General features: G+C 55.2%; 14 protein-coding genes and 1 riboswitch. Of the genes, 7 read left to right on the forward strand and 7 right to left on the reverse strand.

What is annotated here, in order from left to right:
- Nucleotides 1–364: 364 nt before the first annotated feature.
- Nucleotides 365–1114, reverse strand: coding sequence for a glutathione S-transferase family protein (locus NYE85_RS10320; protein ID WP_259004636.1), 750 nt, complete (start codon nucleotides 1112–1114; stop codon nucleotides 365–367).
- A gap of 108 nt (nucleotides 1115–1222) precedes the next feature.
- Between NYE85_RS10320 and NYE85_RS10325 the strand changes: the two genes are divergently transcribed.
- Nucleotides 1223–1570, forward strand: coding sequence for a helix-turn-helix domain-containing protein (locus tag NYE85_RS10325; RefSeq protein WP_259004637.1), 348 nt, complete (start codon nucleotides 1223–1225; stop codon nucleotides 1568–1570).
- Nucleotides 1571–1866: 296 nt separating this feature from the next.
- Here the strand turns inward: NYE85_RS10325 and NYE85_RS10330 are convergent, their stop codons facing one another.
- Nucleotides 1867–3657 (reverse strand): hybrid sensor histidine kinase/response regulator, encoded by a 1791-nt coding sequence (locus NYE85_RS10330; protein WP_198774089.1) that lies wholly within the window; start codon nucleotides 3655–3657, stop codon nucleotides 1867–1869.
- Nucleotides 3654–4286 carry a response regulator transcription factor gene (locus NYE85_RS10335; protein ID WP_004959765.1) on the reverse strand — a complete coding sequence of 211 codons (633 nt, stop codon included), beginning with the start codon at nucleotides 4284–4286 and terminating at the stop codon, nucleotides 3654–3656. The genes NYE85_RS10330 and NYE85_RS10335 overlap by 4 nt, the downstream gene beginning before the upstream one ends.
- Before the next feature lie 178 nt (nucleotides 4287–4464).
- On the opposite strand from NYE85_RS10335, the gene NYE85_RS10340 reads away from it, so the two are divergent.
- Nucleotides 4465–4779 carry a lipoprotein gene (locus NYE85_RS10340; RefSeq protein WP_004959768.1) on the forward strand — a complete coding sequence of 105 codons (315 nt, stop codon included), beginning with the start codon at nucleotides 4465–4467 and terminating at the stop codon, nucleotides 4777–4779.
- Nucleotides 4780–4970: 191 nt separating this feature from the next.
- Entirely contained in the window at nucleotides 4971–8066 is a 3096-nt protein-coding gene (locus tag NYE85_RS10345; protein WP_259004640.1) for an autotransporter domain-containing protein, read from the forward strand.
- A 117-nt stretch (nucleotides 8067–8183) separates the two neighbouring features.
- Here the strand turns inward: NYE85_RS10345 and rluF are convergent, their stop codons facing one another.
- Nucleotides 8184–8948 (reverse strand): 23S rRNA pseudouridine(2604) synthase RluF, encoded by a 765-nt coding sequence (rluF, locus tag NYE85_RS10350; protein ID WP_259004641.1) that lies wholly within the window; start codon nucleotides 8946–8948, stop codon nucleotides 8184–8186.
- A 248-nt stretch (nucleotides 8949–9196) separates the two neighbouring features.
- Between rluF and NYE85_RS10355 the strand changes: the two genes are divergently transcribed.
- Nucleotides 9197–9592 carry a hypothetical protein gene (locus NYE85_RS10355; protein ID WP_259004642.1) on the forward strand — a complete coding sequence of 132 codons (396 nt, stop codon included), beginning with the start codon at nucleotides 9197–9199 and terminating at the stop codon, nucleotides 9590–9592.
- Between the two features lie 53 nt (nucleotides 9593–9645).
- Here the strand turns inward: NYE85_RS10355 and NYE85_RS10360 are convergent, their stop codons facing one another.
- Complete coding sequence (locus NYE85_RS10360) at nucleotides 9646–9867, reverse strand: hypothetical protein (RefSeq protein WP_259004643.1); 222 nt, start codon at nucleotides 9865–9867, stop codon at nucleotides 9646–9648.
- Nucleotides 9868–10176: 309 nt separating this feature from the next.
- A complete protein-coding gene (locus NYE85_RS10365) occupies nucleotides 10177–10623 on the reverse strand; it encodes a helix-turn-helix domain-containing protein (protein WP_259004644.1) in 447 nt (148 codons plus the stop codon).
- 94 nt (nucleotides 10624–10717) lie between these two features.
- On the opposite strand from NYE85_RS10365, the gene NYE85_RS10370 reads away from it, so the two are divergent.
- Nucleotides 10718–11938, forward strand: a complete 1221-nt coding sequence (locus NYE85_RS10370; RefSeq protein WP_259004645.1) for an MFS transporter — start codon at nucleotides 10718–10720, stop codon at nucleotides 11936–11938.
- Between the two features lie 9 nt (nucleotides 11939–11947).
- On the opposite strand, the gene NYE85_RS10375 is transcribed toward NYE85_RS10370, so the two are convergent.
- Nucleotides 11948–12373: a GNAT family N-acetyltransferase gene (locus tag NYE85_RS10375; RefSeq protein WP_259004646.1), complete on the reverse strand. Its 426-nt coding sequence runs from the start codon at nucleotides 12371–12373 to the stop codon at nucleotides 11948–11950.
- A gap of 134 nt (nucleotides 12374–12507) precedes the next feature.
- Nucleotides 12508–12604: riboswitch (TPP riboswitch) on the forward strand.
- A 35-nt stretch (nucleotides 12605–12639) separates the two neighbouring features.
- Here NYE85_RS10375 and thiM point away from each other — a divergent pair.
- Together thiM and thiD are read left to right on the forward strand one after the other, a co-directional pair.
- On the forward strand, nucleotides 12640–13431 hold the full coding sequence (thiM, locus tag NYE85_RS10380; RefSeq protein WP_259004647.1) for a hydroxyethylthiazole kinase: 792 nt from the start codon (nucleotides 12640–12642) through the stop codon (nucleotides 13429–13431).
- On the forward strand, nucleotides 13431–14231 hold the full coding sequence (thiD, locus tag NYE85_RS10385; RefSeq protein ID WP_259004648.1) for a bifunctional hydroxymethylpyrimidine kinase/phosphomethylpyrimidine kinase: 801 nt from the start codon (nucleotides 13431–13433) through the stop codon (nucleotides 14229–14231). The genes thiM and thiD overlap by 1 nt, the downstream gene beginning before the upstream one ends.
- Nucleotides 14232–14253: the final 22 nt, after the last annotated feature.

The following is a 14253-nucleotide window of genomic DNA, read 5'->3' on the forward strand; positions in this document are numbered from 1 at the left end:
GGGATCCCTAGAGAAATGAAAGCGAACCTCCGTAGCAAGACAGCCTGGCCCCTGTATGACGAATCAGCATTGCGGATGAAAATATGTCCTCGGCGGATATCCACATTATCTATCGTTGATACCTCGCTGAATAACGCAGATTTTCTCCCATGCGTATCGCGTGCTTACCCCAGATATCTTTGGAAACGGCAGTGGCTTAACATCCTGGAACCGGGCAACGGCGGTTGATTGGTAATGGGAAACGCCTGTCGAGGTTAAACCGGGGCATAGTATCCCGATGCTGAACGCTCAACGTTGGTAGCAATAATCAAGCCCGCGTCATTGCGGGCTTTTTTAGATGACCGTAGCCGCATCGCGGGAGCGGTCAGGGGGTTCCGCTGACCAGCACCGGTTGCACGCTGGGTTGTGATATCACGCCAAATCGCTCGATGACCTCGGCCAGTTCAACATGACCGGTGCAGGCGCCGTTACCGCGTGGTATTTCACCACTTTCCAGCGCCGTCGCGTAGATAACCGCAGGGTCGGCTTCAATGCGGCTTCTCAGCGCGGCGAGCTTCGGCCAGCGCGTTTTATTGGCCACTTGATGAATATCGAGCCAGCGGGCGACGCCGATCAGCAGACCGTCGGCCAGGGTGGGGTGGTCGGTTAGCAGGAAAGGCGTATCGCCGATCATCTCCTCGAACCGGTCGTGACGCTTGATGACATACTCGCTGCCCCATGCCTGCAACGCTTGCTGCATCGTCGGGTTTGGTGTCTGCATTTCCATCGCCACCCACAGTGGAGTGAATGCACCGGTAAAGCCGGTATTGATAAACGCCATGAGCTGATGCATGCGGTCGGCGTTGTGTGACAATGGATCAAAGCTGATTTTGCGGGCTGTGTCCCGTGCTTCCAGCCATGCCGCGATCGCCATGGTTTCGGTGAGCACCTCGCCCCGGTCGGTGATCAGCACCGGCGTTTCGACCCGTGGATTGAGCCGTTGATAGGAGGGTTCACGCATCTCGCCGAGCATGTCGACGCGACAAAGCCGGTAGGGGCGCCCTAACCATTCGAGAGCAGCAACCAGCCCCATGGAGCTTCCTGCCGGGAAGCCGTATAACAAAATAGGTTCCATACTTTGGGTTCTCCAGGATTTATGTTGAAGTCACTGTGCAGCGATGTGTACTGTAACAGTCGATATCAGTAAGTAAATTACGCACTTTTTTGTTACCACGAGAGCGCTATGAAAAACCTGATTTCCCGTTGCCCAATCGAAGAAGTGATGCAGATCCTCAGTGGCCGCTGGCCGACCTTACTGATCTACTATCTGCAGGATGGAACAAAACGCTTTAACCAATTGCGTCGGGATAATCCGACGATTTCACATAAAATGCTGACGCTTGAACTGCGCAAGCTGGAGGAGGCGGGAATTGTCCGCCGCACCGAGTTCGACGGTTATCCGCTGCGCGTCGAATATGATCTGACGCCTGCGGGAGAACGGCTGATACCGCTGATCGATGCGCTAGGTGCGTGGTGGGAGAAAACAGACGGCAATGAGGAAGGCGTGGCCGAGTTCGGTGCGACCCACTAGCGCCAGCATGGTCGATGCGCGTTTCTGAGCGCCATCCATGGCGCGCCAAGGGTGCCCGCGCTGGTCTTTGCCGCTAGCGGCCAGCCGACGCTCGTGAGCAAAGCGTCAATTTTTTGCCGGGTCGGCCGCTAATCAGCGGCGTTTTGCCGCGTAACCATGAAGAGGAAACATCGCGGGTTGGAGCGGGAGCCATCAACCACCTGCCGTGGGCGGTACATAAAGCATCCATTAACCTGTCCAGCTTCACACTGACTCTTCCCGCCAGCTTTATCCGAATATCGACACTCGCTAGCTCGCTAATGGTGCAACCCCGTTGCCCACTGCGACAGCAACGCATACAGAGCCGTAGGTTCCAACGGTTTGCGTAATACCAGATAGCCTTCCTGCTCGGCCTGTAGCAGAATGGGAGAATTGAACTCGCCGCTGACCATGGCACCGCTGACGTTCGGCAGGCGTTCAAACAGCGCTTGCAGAATATCGAAACCGCTTTCGCCGGAACGGAGCCGTTGATCGCACAGTACGGCAAACGGCGCGAAGCCTTCGTCGATAATCGCAAATGCCTCCTCTGCGGAGACGGCGCAGCGTACCGTAATACCCCAGGTGCTCATCAAGCTCGACCAGGCGGACGTCACCAGCGGATCATCGTCCACCACCAGGCAGTTGCCAGACAATGACGCATAGCGCGTCGGCGAGGGCAGGTTAGCGTAGTTGCCGGCACTGTCCGCCAGCATGTCTTCGCCGCTGTACAGGGCAAAGCGCATCCAGAAACGCGATCCTTTGCCTTCGACGGAGCGCATACCGTATTCGACCTTCATCAATTTGGCACAGCGTGCCACTACTGCCAGCCCCAAGCCATGGCCAGCGCTATCGATTTTCCACGCCAGTTCGGGGCGGTAATAGGGGGAAAAAATCTTACCTTTTTCTTCGTCAGCGATGCCGACACCGGTATCCCACACTTCGATCAAACACTGCTCTCCACGCGGTCGGATGGCGATCAGCACACCGCCGTGCTGCGTGTAACGCAGGGCATTCTGTATCAGATTAATCAGCGATTGCCTGATGAGCATGTGATCCCCCATCACGGCGATACGCCGCTTGGGCCGCCAGGTGCGCAACGACAATGACCGGCTGTTTGCTTCTTCGCGGAACAGGGTAATCACTGAATCAAGCAGCGATCCGATGTCCACCCGAATAGCGGCGGTGCTGAGATTGCCGGCCTCGATCTTGCTGAGATCGAGTAAGGAATTGAACATCAGGTGCACGGAACGCACGCTTTGCTGCAAATCCAACAGCTGTGGGGTAAGTGTGTCATCGCGATTTTTATGAATGATGGCTTCAATCAAGAATCCCATGGCATGCACCGGCTGGCGTAAATCATGGCTGGCAGTGGTGAGAAACTGGTTCTTATCCAGCAACGCCTGCTCCGCTTGCTCCTTGGCCTGGCGAAACTGTTCCGCCAGACGCGAACTTTTTTCTTCAAGGTGGGCTTGCTGAATAAAGAAGGCGTGCGAGGTCAAAGCGTGGCGGTAAATGGCGAAACCATAAAGCAGATTCAGCATCAGCACGATGGGCATAATATCGTCCAACCGCCAGACAATGCCCAGATTCAATACCCCCCAGGAGGCAAAGAAAAAACGCGTAAAGGTGCTTATGACCGGTGTCAGGTGGGTTGCATTGGCTGCGACGATAGCCGCAATACTGATATTTAATAACAGAAAAAAGTCGAAGCTGTTTTTTTCTGGAGTGATTAAATATAAGGATGAAATACCCACACCATGTGCGAAGGCCAGCTTGTTGATGCGCGGCAGCCAACGGTTTATTACGACGCTGGCATTATCGTCCTCGGATTCATGGCGATAGCGGCGATGCCATAATCGGATGGCCACTGCGCAAAAAATATATATAACTATCCAGGTGATAATTGGCGTAAGTTCCTTGCCCATTAAATAAAGCCAAATGGCGAAAGGAATACCCACAAAGGGCACGGCGGTAAAGCTAAAGACCAGGCGCATAAAGGTATTGTTCAATAAGCGGATTTGTGCGCGTGCGGAAATCCCATCCTGTTGTAAAGATTGACGTAATGTCATTGTGATGGCCCTTGCCGGCCATGCAATAGCGTAATGGCTTCGACGCGGCTATTGACGCCGATCTTTTTCAGAATATTGCTAATGTGTTCCTTGACCGTGGGTTCGGAAATAGCAAGCTGTAACGCTATCTTTTTATTGGGGAAGCCACGCATCATCATGGTTAATACTTCCAGCTGCCGTGAGGTTAAATTAAACTGTTGCAGTGGGTTTTTGCTATTGTCGGCAACGGTGGCATTATCTTCCGGGAACCATGTCCGGTTTTCCAGTAGTGCGAAAACGGCTTGGGAAAATAATTCAGGTGGCTGATTTTTCAGCACAAATCCGTGCCCGCCGGCATGACGTACCTTTTGACCTATTTCGTTGTTTTCATCGCCACTGACCACCAGGAAACGAATTTTTGGATAGAGCTGCTTTATTTCTTTTAATAATTTTAATGCCGTTCCATCGGATAACCAGAAATCGATGACCATTAAGCGTGGAGCGCCGTTTTCCAGAATGTGGCGATAACAGCTTTCCTCGCTTGTTACCACGTAGGCACGCTTAAAACGACAATGCGTATTCAGGAAGTTGGCAATGCCGCTTGCCACCAAAGGATGGTCATCAATGACCAGCGCATAATCCTGCCCCAAGGGTATCTCCTTTCGCTTAAATGTATCAGATTGGTCTGGTAAGTTTTTATTATCACTGCTCCCTACTTTAGGAGGGTTTTTTCGGTTAGGAAAGCGAAATATATTATTCAGGGATTTTGATAAGGTAAAACATAAAACCATACAGAATTTGGATCTGTTTGGTTACAAAGGACAATTTATGAGAAAACCACTTATCGCTATAAGCATTACACTACTGGTAGCCGGTTGTTCAACCTTGAAAACCGATCAGGCAATACCGCTGTTGCAGGCGGAAACGGCTAAAATGCTCGGCCTGGGTTCATCGGATGAAATTACCGTGACCAATGTTAACGGCGCCCAGCCGGATGCCCTGGGGGGGCAAAAACTGTCTTACCGCGCCACCACCGAAAAAGGGCGGATTTTTGACTGCTCGTCGCTGATGATGCCGGGTATTTTAGGCTCGGCGCCGACGCTAAGCACGCCAAGCTGCACCCCGGTCGTCACGCATAAATAACCCTCTGTGGGCGCGGGTTGAGGGGCAGAGCCTCCACACGTTTGGCATCGAGACATTAGCGCTGGGGGGCATTAGCTAATTTCTTGATAAATCGCCGTCGGTGCTCGCGACTACGTATCCTCTTATGCATTACGTTTTTCATATAAATAATAACTTTGATGGCATCAAGATAATTGTGCCGGAGATAGAACATGAAAGATCGGCTATCGCATAATTTAGCGGTAAACAAACCGCTTTCCAAAATTTACCTCACACTATTCTCAGCGCCATTGATATTGCTGGCATCGGCCGATATTGCTCGTGCCGATGATGTTATTTTTGATGGCGAATCCCGTATTACCCAACCCTTGAGCTACGCTGGCACGGCTTATGTCGGGCGTAATCAAAGCGCAAACCTGTTGATCGATAATGGTGAGATTAATGCCTATAACATCAATATCGGTAGCCGCCATGATGGCCAGATTTATCAAAGTCAGGTCACCGTCAGAGGGCCGAACGCGGTATTAAGCGCCATCAACGATCAATATATTCTGCGCGGCAGCCTAGATCTGGGCCTGGGAACATTACGGGTCGAGCAGGGAGCGCTGGCCAGCGCCAAAGAAATCATCGTCGGTACCACCGGTGGATATGACAGCCAGCTTATCGTTACAGGCGCCGGCTCCAGAGTGGTCAGTGACCGGCTCGGTCTCGGTTTTGGTCAGGGCGCGCGTTCCACGCTGCTGATTGAAGACGGCGGCGTGGTCACCACCGCGGGCGCTGCGCGTATCGACAGCGGCTTTATCCCGGACGAAGCTGACAAGCTTAATCCCAAAGCCACGGTGACCAGCAATAACTCGCTGTGGAATATCACGCAAACGCTCACCGCCAATGGCGATCTGGACGTGCTGAACGGCGGTGCGGTCAATGTCGGCAGTGCGCAGATTGCCGGTGTTTCCGGCTCGAACAAAACCGCCGAGCTGTACATTGCCGGTGACGGCTCCCATTTTAGCAGTGCCAACAGCGTTAACGTCGGCGACTATGGCAATGGCGTGCTGTCGGTGGTGGATGGCGGCACATTTTCCGCCGGCGCCAACGAATTGCGCCTGGGTGATACCGGCTCCGGTTCGAACCGAGGCGCGCTGATCGTCGGCAGTCGTGGCAATATGGATACCGGCACCGGCCTGACCGAACCGACGCTCGGTGTGGCGGGGGCCGCTGGCAGCGTCGATGCTCAGACGGTGATCAATCTGCGCGGCGGATTGTTCGGCAGTTACGTGTATTTTAACCACACGGACGAAAACTACGACTTCGGCAATAAAATGGTCGGTGAAGGTGAGGTTATCAATACCGCCGGGCGAACGACGCTGAGTGGCGATCTGACCCAGCTCCAGGCCAACGTGACCGCCCGTGGCGGTAAAATCATTATTGCCAGCGATATCAACACCCAGCCGGAAGACAATCAGTTCGATGTTCAAACGCTGAGTGCCGAGAACGGCGGTACGCTGATCCTCAACGCCACGGCTGGCTCTGAGGTTAACGATGGGCTGGGGTACAGCAGTGCGGCATCGATAAAATCCGGCGGTACGCTGGGCGGTAACGGCACGCTTGGCCAGACCGAAATTCAGTCGGGCGGCCATATTTCTCCCGGCGACGGCAATATCGCTACCCTGACGCTGAAGCGCTATCTGAATTTCCTGGGGGAATCGTTCTACGATGTTGATATTGCCGGTGATGGTAGCAGTGACCAACTGCGGGTGGTGGGCAAAACCACCATCAGCGAGCAGGCCAGGGTACAGGTCAACGCACTGGATCCGCAAACCAGCTACCAGACTGGCCAACGTTACCGCATCTTAACCTCAGAGGGGGGGATCGACGGTCGTTTTGCCGAGGCGATTTCAAAATCTGCATTCTTGGACGTCGCACTCGATCAGAGTGCTAACGCTGTCGATCTGACCATCGCGCAAAAAGGCGGTGAAGGCGGCAATCCGGGCGAAGGCGGCAATCCGGGTGAAGGCGGCAATCCGGGCGAAGGCGGCAATCCGGGCGAAGGCGGTAATCCGGGCGGAGGTGGTAATCCGGGCGAAGGCGGTAATCCGGGCGAAGGCGGTAATCCGGGCGAAGGCGGCAATCCGGGTGAAGGCGGCAATCCGGGTGAAGGCGGCAATCCGGGCGGAGGCGGTAAACCCGGTATTTTCCAAACGGTGGCGCAAACCAGCAACCAATGGAATACCGCTGGCGCGTTGTCGACCTTGACGCAGCAGGGCCCGTCACTGGCGCTGTATAATGGTTTGCTGTTATTGAATACGCAGCAAGCGCGTGAGGCGTTCAATCAACTGTCAGGCGAGATCTATCCCTCCGTTCAGTCTAACCTGATCGCTGGCAGCACCCAGTTGTTCAATGTGCTGAACCAGCGCATGCTTCAGGCATTTGAGGGGGATGCCTTACCTGTTCCCCCGTTGGCGATGACGCTGGTGCAGCCAGCCAGGGCTGACAATAACGGCGTTTGGGGGCAGGCGTTTGGCTCCTGGGCCAGGAACAGCAGTAACGGCAACGTAGGTAAACTGGAGGGCAATACCAGCGGTTTCCTGCTGGGGGCCGATCGTAAACTGGCCGATCACAGTATCCGCATTGGTGGATATATGGGCTACAGCCGTGGCAATTATGATGTCGATAGCCGCAGTGCCAAGTCCGACAGTGACAATTATCACCTTGGCCTGTATGCGGCAGGGCAGCAACAGGCCTTCTCGCTGCGCGGTGCGCTCGGTTACACCTGGCACCGGCTCGAAGGCGAACGCAACGTTAACTTCGGCAGTTTCTCGGATCGGCTGAGCTCGGATTATGACGCGGATTCACTGCTGGCGTTTACTGAAGCAGCCTATCGTTTTGGCCTGCCGGACGCCAATCTTGAGCCGTTTGTCAATCTGAGTTATATCCGCCTGCATACCGATAATTTCCAGGAAAAAGGCGGCGCCGCCGCGCTGAGCGTCAACAATGAAACGATGAATACCTTCTATTCAACGTTGGGTCTGCGCGCCATGACCGAGTTGCCGAAAAACGTCAGTCTTTACGGCTCCTTGGGTTGGCAGCATGCCTACGGCGATAAAAATAGCGCATCACGTATGGCATTTGCCGGTAGTGACGCGTTTATCACGCAGGGGCAGGCGGTTGATGACGATGTGATGGTGGCGGATGTCGGCGTGAGCGTGAAGCTGTCGCCTGCCAGCAGGTTGGATCTGGGTTATCAAGGACAATACGGTTCTGATACGCAGGTTAATGCAGTCAATGCCACGATTAGATGGTCATTCTGACCGTTGAGACACTGCGTATTTCCAGCGTCAAAGTATGCCGCACAGCACCTTGGCTATGCTGCTGTGCGGCAACCTATGCAACACCGCAACTGAAGAGAGAAAAAACTGCCGTACCGGTTAGGTGGCGGGAGGCATGCCTGCAGCAGCAGGGCTGGACGCTTCGGTCGACGAATGCTCAATCAGGCGGAATAATTCGAGCCGTTCCTCCGAGGTAAAATCTCGCCATTCGCCCAGCGCCAATCCGTGCAGACTGATATTCATAATGCGCACGCGTTCCAACTTGGTAACCTGATAACCAAAGTGTTTGCACATGCGGCGAATCTGGCGGTTAAGCCCCTGCACCAGCGTAATGCGGAACACCTGTGTGGCGGTTTTCTCTACCAGACAGGTTTTGGTCATGGTGCCCAGTATCGGCACGCCTGCGCCCATTCCCTGAATAAATTCATCGGTTATCGGCCGGTCAACGGTGACCAGATACTCTTTTTGATGATTATTGCCGGCGTGCAGGATTGTGTTGACCAGTTCACCGTGGTTGGTAAGAAATATCAGTCCCTGAGAGTCTTTATCCAGACGGCCAATGGGAAAGATGCGTTTGCTGTGATTAACCCAATCGCCGATGTTGCTGCGCACCTGCTTGCTCATGCTGGTGATGATGCCAACCGGTTTGTTCAGCGCGATAAGTATCAGATCTTCCGCCTTGCGCGGTGCGAGGGGCTGGCCGTTAACGCTCACGCTGTCGCCGACAAATACCTGTTCACCCACGCAGGCCATTCTACCATTGATAAAAACCTGGCCCTGCTTGATATGGCGATCGGCATGGCGTCGAGAGCAAAAGCCGCTGTCGCTAATATATTTGTTCAGGCGAATGGATGAGTGAGTCACATGGTTTCCCGGTAAAACGCGGACTATACCTTAGCTGACGGGAATTAAATACCGGTGTGGCGTGGCGACCGGTAGTTCGAGTTTTCCGTGCAGGGTGGAAAAATGGACTATTCTAGCCAGGCGGCTAATCTGTTCGATCAATCTGCCGGGGTGTGGCCGGCGTAAACGCGTTTTCTCTCTTATGCAAGGCGATTTCCCGCCGCCAGCTAATGCTCTAGCGGCGATTAACTGATTACAACGAGGAAAGTATGAAAATAGCGATGGTTTCATTGTCACTTTCATTGTTTCTGCTGGCGAGCCCTGTGTTCTCCGCTGAGCGCTGCGAGCCTTTCAACAAACCGGTGAATGCGGGAAATACCCCGGCTTATCAACGGCTGATACAAAAAAGCCTTACGGAAAAAATCCCATTAAAGACCATTGATATCACACAGGTACAAGGTGAAAAAGAGTGGCTGGTGGTTTATGCCTCAACCGAAGTGGCCGATCCTGGCGCGTTTTTCTTCAGGAATAATCAGTTTGTCGACGTCTGGGGAGGCCAGCCAGCCTTATCAGAAAAAGAGCAGGTCATGAAATGGACGCGTGACCACCACGTCCCTGACTCGCTGGCGCAATGCTTTTTTGCCACCGTAGCCATCGACGAATAACCACGTCAACGGCGGTGGCACGCGCTTATCGGCAGTACCCGAGCGGATAAGCGCTATTTTTTTGACTTGGCTTCCCTATCCAGCATTTTCTGCTCATCGGCATCTTCCATTTCTGCCAGACGCATCAAGCAATTAGCGTAAGCATCGCTACCCCGTTGAAAGCCATAATCATCGCATTTCTTCTTATGTTGCTCCAGGAGCATTGAATCGAGTTCTTCATTGATTCCACAGCCGGATAATATGATTACTGATAATGCAAGTAATAGGATCCGCATGATTTCGCTCCCGAGGTTGATAATAAATAGTGGGTGATTTTAATTAAATAAAAGCGCGTTATTCATTGAGGTTTTATAACGCTGACCGTCAATAATCGGTCATAGGAAAAGCACCCAATACAGTCTTGTTTCCAACAGGTTGGCTGTCAAGTTATGGCATAGCGCTTGATGATAATAACGACGGGTCAATGCCGATAGCGGATTGGCGCCTTGGTGCGTGCAGTTCTGAACAAGGCGGAGCAAGGCGAATAACGCGACGAAACGGGCGGCATTATTGCCAGCCCTCTGAGAGTCACCCGTGCAGCATGGCTAACAGTCCTCCAGCTTCAGTACCCGGGTATTCAGCGGCGTCAGCGTTTGGCCCCGCGAGCCTAACGGCGTCATGCGGGGGAGTCTTTGGCCGCTGTCGCTCTCTACCAGCAGTGAATGCGCTTCGTTGGCAGCAAACAGATAATCCTCTCCCCATTGGCGTAGCGCAACGACGATCGGAAACAGCGCACGGCCTTTTTCCGTCAGCAGATATTGCTGATAGGTGCCGTCCGCCGCCGGCACAATTTCCAAAATACCGTGCGCCACCAGGGTTCGTAGGCGCAGCGAAAGAATGTTTTTCGCCATGCCAAGGTTTTTTTGGAATTCATTGAAGCGGCTAACGCCGTCAAAGGCATCGCGAATGATCAATAACGACCACCAATCGCCAATGACATCCAGCGCGCGTGCCACTGGGCAAGGTGCGTCTTCCAGGCTCTTACGTTTCATGATCCGCTCCTTTTCGCCGATGAGGTTGCATTATAAAACCTCATTGCGTAATCTGCATTAGGTTTAATTATGAAACCTAACTGCCGAGGCCACCATGAGCACCGATTTGCTTGCTGACATCTGTCCTGATGCCCAAACGCACCGTTTACCCACCTCGCTGGTTCTGTTATTGGCGGCTGCCAGCGCATTCAGCGTGGCGAACGTTTACTACGCACAGCCGTTGCTGGATGCCATTGCCTCAGAGTTCGCCATCAGCGTGGCGACGGTAGGGATGGTGATCACCGCGACGCAGCTGGGTTGTGCGTTGGCATTAGTCCTGCTGGTACCGCTGGGGGATTTGCTTGATCGCCGACGTTTGCTGGCGGTGCAACAGCTGCTATTGATCGCGGCGCTGCTGGCGGTGGGCTGTTCGAACAGTAGTGTGCTGTTGCTGACCAGCATGTTGCTGGTGGGATTATTGGGCACCGCCATGACGCAGGGACTGATCGCCTTTGCCGCTAGCCTGGCTGGGCCGCACGAACGCGGGCGCGTGGTGGGAGCCGCGCAGGGTGGGGTGGTACTGGGGCTGTTACTGGCCCGCACCCTGTCCGGCACGTTGGCGGACATGGGCGGTTGGCGCACGGTTTACTTTTTCTCTGCCGGCGTGACGTTATTGCTGTTACCGATTTTGGCGCGTTGGCTACCTCAGCCGCGTACCCTGGCTTCAACGCTCCGCTATCCTGCCTTGCTGCGCTCGATGTTGACGCTGCTGCTGCACGATCGTACCTTGCAAATCCGTGGCATGCTGGCGTTGTTGATGTTCGCCGCGTTCAGCATTTTCTGGAGCGCCGTGGTGCTGCCGCTCAGTCAACCGCCACATAATTTTAGCCATTCACTGATTGGCGCATTTGGTCTGGTGGGAGCCGTCGGGGCGTTGGCGGCGGTGCGTGCCGGCCATTGGGCCGATCGTGGCCGAGGGCAACTGGCGACCGGGTGGTGCCTGGTACTGCTGGTGCTTGCCTGGCTGCCGCTTGGCCTGCTGAATAGCGGCATACTGTGGTTGATTGTCGGTATTGTGGTGCTTGATCTGGCCGGACAGGCGATTCACGTGCTCAACCAAAGCATGATTTTTCGTAGTGATGCGCAGTCGCACAGCCGGCTGGTGGGCTGTTATATGCTGTTTTATGCCCTGGGTAGTGGCCTGGGGGCGTTTGCCAGCACACATGTCTTTGCATTGGCCGGTTGGTCTGGGGTCTGTGGATTGGGCGCCGGCGTTAGCGTGCTCGCCCTGTTATTCTGGTGGTTGACGCTAGGATTGATGCCAAATAAAGCCTGAACGGCGCGGTTAACCGTTGGGCGAGTGCAGCAGGTAATATTCTTCGTGGCCGTTGCAACCGGTTGCAACGACGTGCCAGCCGTGTTTGTCATAGAAACGCAGCGCGGCCTGGTTCTTTACCAGACATTTTAGCGAACCGGTGCCGCTGAACGTCTGTTCTGCCTGATGCAACAACGCGCTGCCGACGCCTTGCGGCGGCAGATGCGGATCGACGTACAGGTTATGAATAAAATTCTCTGCGCGATATATCGAGACAAATCCCAGCAGTTTGCCATCCTGTTCTGCGACCCAAATATCCTCTCCGAGCGTGGCGCGATCAAAATCTTCCAGACGATAGCCTTGCGTATCGCGCCAGGTAAAGGCGGCCTTGCGTGCGGCCAGGTAGAGCGTGCGTAGAAAAGGGCGATCGGTTTCCCGATAGGGTCTGATGTGCATGGCGGCTCCTGGTAACTTTCAACATCGTCAGGCTAGCCATTTTCTGATGGGGAAGTCCACCACTATTCGTCGCGTGGGCAAGCTTGCTTCAGCAGGCCAGTTCCCCTAAGCTGGCACGCAGTAAAAGATACAATTTAAATGACTCGGGGTGCCCTTCTTTGTGAAGGCTGAGAAATACCCGTATTACCTGATCTGGATAATGCCAGCGTAGGGAAGTCTCGATACCCAGCCGGTATCCGCCTTCTTGAACGCCGGTTGGGAGGATTATGATCGCTCGACCTGATGTATTACCCGGCGCCCGCGCCGCGGCCAGCTTTAACCTGTTCAAACAGCACTCCCCATTGATTCATTGCCTCACCAACGAGGTGGTGCAAGCGCTGACTGCCAACGTATTGCTGGCGTTGGGCGCTTCGCCGGCGATGGTGGTCGAACCGGAGGAAGCCGCGCAGTTCAGCCGTATTGCCAATGGATTATTGGTCAATATCGGCACCCTGACCGCCGCGCGCGCGCAGTCGATGCTGGCAGCGATCGAGGCAGCCAATCAGGCCGGTACCCCATGGGTACTGGATCCGGTGGCGGTCGGCGGTTTGCATTATCGTAGCGAATTTGCCCAGCGTCTGCTGGCTCTGCGGCCGGCGGCGATCCGTGGCAACGCGTCGGAAATTCTGGCGCTTGGCGGCGTGCAGGGCGGCGGGCGCGGTGTCGATAGCACCGCCGATTCGTTAACCGCGCTGCCGGCGGCGCGTCAACTGGCGCAAACCAGCGGGGCGATAGTTGCGGTGACCGGCCCGGTGGATTATGTCACCAACGGCGAAGCTGACTGGGCAATCCCCGGTGGTGATGTCCTGATGACGCGGGTGGTCGGCACCGGCTGCTCCCTGTCGGCGGTGGCGGCGGCGTTCTGCGCCCTGCCAGGCGAGCGGCTGGATCACGTTGCTACCGCCTGTCGGGTAATGTCTCTGTGCGGCGAACGCGCCAGCGCGCAGGCTCAGGGGCCCGGCAGTTTTACCCCGGCATTTCTTGACGCGCTGTATCAACTGAACGCGGAGGCGCTGTGATGAAACGCATTAATGCCCTCACCATCGCCGGCACCGATCCCAGTGGCGGAGCCGGCATACAGGCCGATCTGAAGACGTTTTCGGCGCTGGGCGCCTATGGCACCAGCGTGATCACCGCGCTGGTGGCGCAGAATACCCGTGGCGTGCAGTCGGTTTACAACATCGAGCCGGAGTTTGTCGCCGCGCAGCTGGATTCGGTGCTGAGCGATGTACGTATCGACAGCGCCAAAATTGGCATGCTGGCCAATGCCGATATCGTACGAGCGGTGGCGGAGCGTCTGCGACATTATTCATTGCCGTTTGTGGTGCTGGATACGGTGATGCTGGCAAAAAGCGGCGACCCGCTACTGGCTCCGGAAGCGGTCGACTCTCTGCGTCGCGAACTGTTGCCGCAGGTGTCATTAATCACCCCCAATCTGCCGGAAGCGGCGGCGCTGCTGGGCTTGCCACCGGCGCAGGACGAGCGGCAGATGCGTGAGCAAGGCCGTGCGCTGCTGGCGATGGGCTGCCAGGCGGTGTTGATGAAAGGGGGTCACCTGAGCGAACGGGAAAGCCCGGACTGGTTATTTACCGCAGAGGGCGAGCTGCGCTTCACCGCGACGCGGGTAGCCACGCGCCACACGCACGGTACCGGTTGCACGCTGTCGGCGGCGTTGGCGGCATTGCGCCCACGTCATGCAAACTGGGCGCACACGGTCAGCGCCGCCAAGGATTATCTGCAACGGGCGCTGCAACAGGCGGACAGTCTGGAAGTCGGACAGGGGATTGGCCCGGTGCATCATTTTCACGCCTGGTGGTAACTCAACTTTTTCCGTCGATTGT

Origin of the sequence: Serratia sp. AKBS12 (assembly GCF_024793895.1) — a bacterium.
In the GTDB taxonomy this organism is placed as follows: domain Bacteria; phylum Pseudomonadota; class Gammaproteobacteria; order Enterobacterales; family Enterobacteriaceae; genus Serratia_F.

Coding starts and splice junctions, on each gene's coding strand:
- NYE85_RS10345 (WP_259004640.1), top strand. CDS start 4,971: ATGAAAGATCGGCTATCGCATAATTTAGCGGTAAACAAACCGCTTTCC.
- NYE85_RS10370 (WP_259004645.1), top strand. CDS start 10,718: ATGAGCACCGATTTGCTTGCTGACATCTGTCCTGATGCCCAAACGCAC.
- NYE85_RS10375 (WP_259004646.1), bottom strand. CDS start 12,373: ATGCACATCAGACCCTATCGGGAAACCGATCGCCCTTTTCTACGCACG.
- NYE85_RS10330 (WP_198774089.1), bottom strand. CDS start 3,657: ATGACATTACGTCAATCTTTACAACAGGATGGGATTTCCGCACGCGCA.
- NYE85_RS10360 (WP_259004643.1), bottom strand. CDS start 9,867: ATGCGGATCCTATTACTTGCATTATCAGTAATCATATTATCCGGCTGT.
- NYE85_RS10320 (WP_259004636.1), bottom strand. CDS start 1,114: ATGGAACCTATTTTGTTATACGGCTTCCCGGCAGGAAGCTCCATGGGG.
- thiD (WP_259004648.1), top strand. CDS start 13,431: ATGAAACGCATTAATGCCCTCACCATCGCCGGCACCGATCCCAGTGGC.
- NYE85_RS10365 (WP_259004644.1), bottom strand. CDS start 10,623: ATGAAACGTAAGAGCCTGGAAGACGCACCTTGCCCAGTGGCACGCGCG.
- NYE85_RS10325 (WP_259004637.1), top strand. CDS start 1,223: ATGAAAAACCTGATTTCCCGTTGCCCAATCGAAGAAGTGATGCAGATC.
- thiM (WP_259004647.1), top strand. CDS start 12,640: ATGATCGCTCGACCTGATGTATTACCCGGCGCCCGCGCCGCGGCCAGC.
- NYE85_RS10355 (WP_259004642.1), top strand. CDS start 9,197: ATGAAAATAGCGATGGTTTCATTGTCACTTTCATTGTTTCTGCTGGCG.
- NYE85_RS10340 (WP_004959768.1), top strand. CDS start 4,465: ATGAGAAAACCACTTATCGCTATAAGCATTACACTACTGGTAGCCGGT.